The organism is Paenibacillus sp. AR247 (genome assembly GCF_002968895.1).
Lineage (GTDB): Bacteria > Bacillota > Bacilli > Paenibacillales > Paenibacillaceae > Paenibacillus_AQ > Paenibacillus_AQ favisporus.
This window is the reverse complement of sequence record NZ_PCZT01000001.1, coordinates 1-4792: the sequence shown is the minus strand read 5'-3', so window position 1 is coordinate 4792 and position 4792 is coordinate 1. Positions and strand designations below refer to the sequence as shown.

3 protein-coding genes and 1 pseudogene are annotated in these 4792 nt (G+C 55.6%); all 4 read left to right on the top strand.

Annotation, left to right across the window (positions count from 1 at the left end; all coding sequences use genetic code 11):
• The first annotated feature begins 54 nt into the window (after nt 1-54).
• The 4 genes and pseudogenes from CPT76_RS00020 (at nt 55) to CPT76_RS00005 (ending at nt 4640) form a co-directional block, all read left to right on the top strand.
• Nucleotides 55-2237 (top strand): annotated as a pseudogene (locus tag CPT76_RS00020) (HelD family protein).
• A 166-nt stretch (nt 2238-2403) separates the two neighbouring features.
• Complete coding sequence (locus tag CPT76_RS00015; protein ID WP_105441550.1) at nt 2404-3339, top strand: SDR family oxidoreductase; 936 nt, start codon at nt 2404-2406, stop codon at nt 3337-3339.
• Nucleotides 3340-3374: 35 nt separating this feature from the next.
• Nucleotides 3375-3968, top strand: coding sequence for a TetR/AcrR family transcriptional regulator (locus CPT76_RS00010; protein ID WP_258167931.1), 594 nt, complete (start codon nt 3375-3377; stop codon nt 3966-3968).
• A 357-nt stretch (nt 3969-4325) separates the two neighbouring features.
• Nucleotides 4326-4640 carry a CD3324 family protein gene (locus CPT76_RS00005; RefSeq protein ID WP_089548337.1) on the top strand — a complete coding sequence of 105 codons (315 nt, stop codon included), beginning with the start codon at nt 4326-4328 and terminating at the stop codon, nt 4638-4640.
• Nucleotides 4641-4792: the final 152 nt, after the last annotated feature.

Here is a 4792-nt window from a genome sequence, read left to right as displayed (position 1 = left end):
ACAAGAGCAGGAGCGGTTAACCCGCTCCTTAATACTTTTAGGAGGTAACTGAAATTGGAGACCGATTTTCAAAGTGCCTATCAAGAGGAAGAGAGTAGGCTGAATGCGACGATCGCCGAGATCGACCGCCAGCTCGAGAGGCTGCGCGGCATTCCGGTATACACCGGGCATGATTTTACGGAACAGGTGCTGGAAGCGGGCCGGGAAGAGAAGCGCCAGGCCCTGGCCAAAAGCCTGCAGGAGCCTTATTTCGGCAGGCTGGACTTCCAGGAAGGAAGCGGGGAGCGCAAGCCGCTCTACATCGGAAAAATCGGCGTGGACCAAGCGGAGGTCGGCGACCAGCCGATGGTCATTGACTGGCGGGCGCCGGTGGCCAGCCTGTTCTATTCGTTTACGGGCGGGGAAGAAACGGCTTCGTACGAAGCGCCTGAGGGTATCATCGAAGGGCTGGTGTATTTGAAGCGGAACGTGGTGATCCGCAAGCAGATTTTGGAGAGGGTGGCCGATACATACAACCGCGAGAGCGACCAGCCCGCCGTGTCCGACGAGTTTCTCGTGTACCGGCTGGGCGAGAACAAGGACAACCGCCTGCGGGACATCGTGTCGACGATCCAGGCGGAGCAGGACCGGATCATCCGGGCCGCACGGAACACGGCGCTCATCATCCAGGGGGTGGCGGGAAGCGGTAAAACAACCGTGGCGCTGCACCGCCTGGCTTTTCTGCTGTACCAGTACAAGGACCAGGTGTCGGCGGACAAAATGATCATTTTTGCCCCGAACCATATGTTCCTGGATTACATCTCCGACGTGCTGCCTGAGCTCGGGGTCGGGGATATTCAGCAGAGCACGTTTGCGGACTGGGCACTCCAGCTGCTGGGACTTGACCTTCCACTGGCCGATAACGAAGAAACGCTGCGGTATTGGTTCGAGACGCCGGGGGGCATGCCGGAAATCACCGATAACGTGCCGGGACGGTTCAAGGGGTCGATTGGATTCATGCAGATGATCCGTGACTGCTTGTCGTCCATGGAATCGAGTTCAGTGCCTCCCGGCGATTTTATGCCGTGGGAAGGGGCTACCTTGGCCAGAGAGACGATCCTGCATTGGTTCAACGAGGAATATAAGCCGTACCCGCTGGCGAAGCGAAAAGAAGGGTCATGGCCAGAATCCACCGCTGGATCGAAATGGAGCTGAAAAAGTCGCCTTCGGCGGCAGCGCTCAAGGACCGGAAGAAGAAGGCGGCGCGGAAGAAGAAGGCGGCGCAGCGTGAAAAGTCGTATGCGAACAAGTGGCCGAAATACGAGCCGCTGCTGCTGTACAAGCAGATGTTCAAAGCCGTCAAAACCGCCGGCGGCTGGTCCGAGGAAGCGCTGAGCGGCATCCCTGCCGCGGTGCTGAAGTCTACCCAGTCCGACTTGAAAAAGGACGTCATTCGGGAAGAGGATCTTCCAGCGCTCCTTTATATGCACTACCTGCTGAACGACATTACGGGGGAGCAGCGCTTTGACCATATCGTCATCGATGAAGCGCAGGATTTCTCCCCGTTTCAGGTGGCGGTGCTGGACTTGTTCGTGCGGGGACATTCCTTCACGATCCTGGGCGACTTGTCGCAAGGGATCCATGCCTACCGCGGCGTCCACAGCTGGGAGGAAATGAGCTCGCTGTTCGCGCCGGAAAGCACCGCCTACTTTGCCCTGACGCGAAGCTACCGCTCGACGATGGAAATTATCGAATTCGCCAACGGCATCCTGGAAAATGGCGTGAAGAGCGATCTGCTCGCCGTACCCGTTTTCCGCAGCGGCAATCCGGTGCGCATTCTTCCGTATCATACGGGAGAAGCGGGGAGGGTGCGCTCCCTTCAGGAAGGGCTGCAGCAGCTGGCCGGCGGCGATTACCGGACGGTAGCCATTCTCACGCGGACGCTGGCCGACGCCGCCCGGCTGCATGAGCAGCTGGCCCCTGGAATACCCGACCTGCATTTGATAGACGGTGGCAAAAAAGCGTACGAAGGCGGTTTATCGGTTCTACCTGTGTATTTGTCCAAAGGTCTGGAATTCGACGCGGTCATTGTGGCCGATGCGGATCTTGCCCATTACGGCGATCAGGCCTGGGATGCCAAGCTCATGTACGTCGGCTGTACGCGCGCGCTGCACGAGCTCTGGATCATGCATGAGGATGCAGTGCCGCAATATTTGAACAACCCGCAGGAAGATATCGTCACAAGCGGGTGGAAATAGCATCGAACGAGACCGTTCCTTTCTCAAGGGACGGTCCTTTTTTCGTGATAACAGTTGCAGCCCAATTTTTGAAAATACGATTGACAGTACCCGGGAGGGAAGATATACTGAAGACAAATGAATGAATCATTCATTCATAAAAACGGGCAAAGGCGGTCGATCGAATATGAATTATACGGTACGGTTCAACAATAGCCGGACGCTTGAAGGCAAATATATCGTGATCACGGGAGCGACCAGCGGCATTGGTCGTGCGGCGGCAAAGGCATTGGTGCTCAAAGGGGCGAAGCTGGGCATCGTGGCCCGCAGCCGCAGTAAAGCCGCTGAATTGTCGGCAGAGCTGGGTAAGATGACAAACGGGGAAGCCCAGGTAGACTGCTTCATTGCGGATATGTCATCCCAGCAGGATATCCGCCGCGCAGCGGCCGAAATATTGAACCGCGTTCCACGGATCGACCGCCTGATCAACAACGCGGGAACGATGTTTGTCAAGAAGAAGCTGTCCGAGGACGGTCTGGAAATGACCTGGGCGGTGAACCATCTGGGCCCGTTTCTCCTGACCAGCCTGCTGCTGGATCGGCTGATAGCGAGCGGTGATGCCCGGATTATTACGACTTCCTCCCATGGTCATAAAATGGCGAGAAGGGGCATTGACTTCAACGATATGAACGGTGACCGCCTGTACAGCGGACCAAAGGCGCTTCTCGGAGGCGCGAATCTCCGCTATGGCCAGAGCAAGCTGGCGAACATTTTGTTCACCGCCGAGCTGGCCAGACGGCTCAAGGGTACGGGAGTTACGGCCCACTGTTTTGATCCCGGTCTGGTGGCGACCAACTTCAACCAGGATAACGGAGGGCTGGCCCGGCTGACGATGGCCTGCATGAAGCCTTTTTCCCGAACGCCTGAACAAGGGGCCCAGACGCTCGTATGGCTCGCAGAATCATCGGAGCTTCTGCTGAAGAGCGGCGGTTATTACGCGGACATGAAGCTGCAGACGCCTTCCTATGCTGCGCGAGATGAAGCCGGCGCGAGCCGTCTATGGCAGGTGAGTGAAGAGCAGACCGGACTCCTTGCCGGACCGGGCTTACGACGGATACAATAAAAGCAGGGATGACTGATAAAAAGGAGGGCGCCAACGTGGCACCGCTGAACGAGCAGCAATTGGAACAAATTCATGATGAACGCAGGGAACAGATCAAGAAGGCGGCGCTCAAGGTGTTCGCCCGGCACGGAATCAACGGAACGAAAATGAGCATGATTGCCGCCGAAGCAGGAATCAGCCAAGGGCTGTCTTACCGCTACTTCAGCTCCAAGGAAGAGCTGTTTACCGAACTCGTGCAGGAGGCGATGGAGGAGGCGCAGCACTCGATGAAGGAGCTGGGGCGTATGCCGGGCAGCCCTGCCGAGCAAATCCGCGTCCTGACGGAGGCTATGCTGGAGGGTGACAATAAGGATGCCTTTCTGCTGATCCACCAGACCCAAACCTCGAGCGATGTTCCGGAGCGGGCGAAGGAAATGATCGGGCGGTATTCGCCGGAGGATACGATCGAGCAGCTGGTCCCGATTCTGGTCAAAGGCCAGGAAGCAGGCGAATTTCGCGAAGGAGACCCTCGCCGGCTGCTGTTTCTCTATCTGTCTGCGCTGACGGGCTTAATGCTGCAGGAGGTACCGGGACAGCCGGATTATTGGCGGGATGAGAGCGGCCTTCTGATGGGAATTCTCCTCCGGTAGCCCGGTGCAGAAGCGATGGTGAGGAATATCCTATCCTCATTGAAGAGGTAAAGAATATTTATATCCGTTCTTTCACTTGCTGGAATTCCCAAAATATGAGTTAATAAAGGTGTCGGACGGCCGACGATTCTGTATGAAAGGAGGCTGATGCAATTTGATCACACAATACGAGGTGGTCTTCGCGTAAGCGAAGCCCCGCAGTATCGGGGGGCCGATCGGCTCCCCTTATACCGTTTTATTAAAATATATGGGTACATAATTCGAAAGGAGGCGAAAACAGCATGATCCAAGCATTTAGCGGGTTTGAAACAACCGTCGGAACTGGACATCTGTTGAAGTTTAAGGAGGACGTTTATCGTGAATTACAAAAACGGGAGGGATGTGCTTCCCCCTAGTTTGCTGAAGGAACTTCAGAAACATATTGAGGGCGAGCTGATTTACATCCCGAAGAGAAGCAACGAACGCGTCGGATGGGGTGTAAACAGCGGGACACGGCAAATGATCGAACGCAGAAACGAGGAGATCTTTGCTCTTCATTGCCAAGGTCATTCAATCGAATACTTGAAACAGGCTTTCCACCTGTCTCAGGAGAGCATCCGTAAGGTGATTTTTAAGAAACGGTCGGAACACGCCGAGGATGCCTCGAAACAAAAAGTGTCGGCACGCCAGTAGGCTATAACACCTCCCCATCTATGCGTAATATAGATCGGAGGAGAAATATATGATGGAACACCACTATGTACAAGAGAAATTGATGGAATACAAATACGCGGATCTGCACAGACGAAGGAGCCGGTTGCTGCGTGCAACGGAAAAACCTGTGG

What these genes read in the sequence shown, in the direction of transcription:
- CPT76_RS00015 (WP_105441550.1), top strand. Translation starts at nt 2,404, where the DNA reads ATGAATTATACGGTACGGTTCAACAATAGCCGGACGCTTGAAGGCAAA.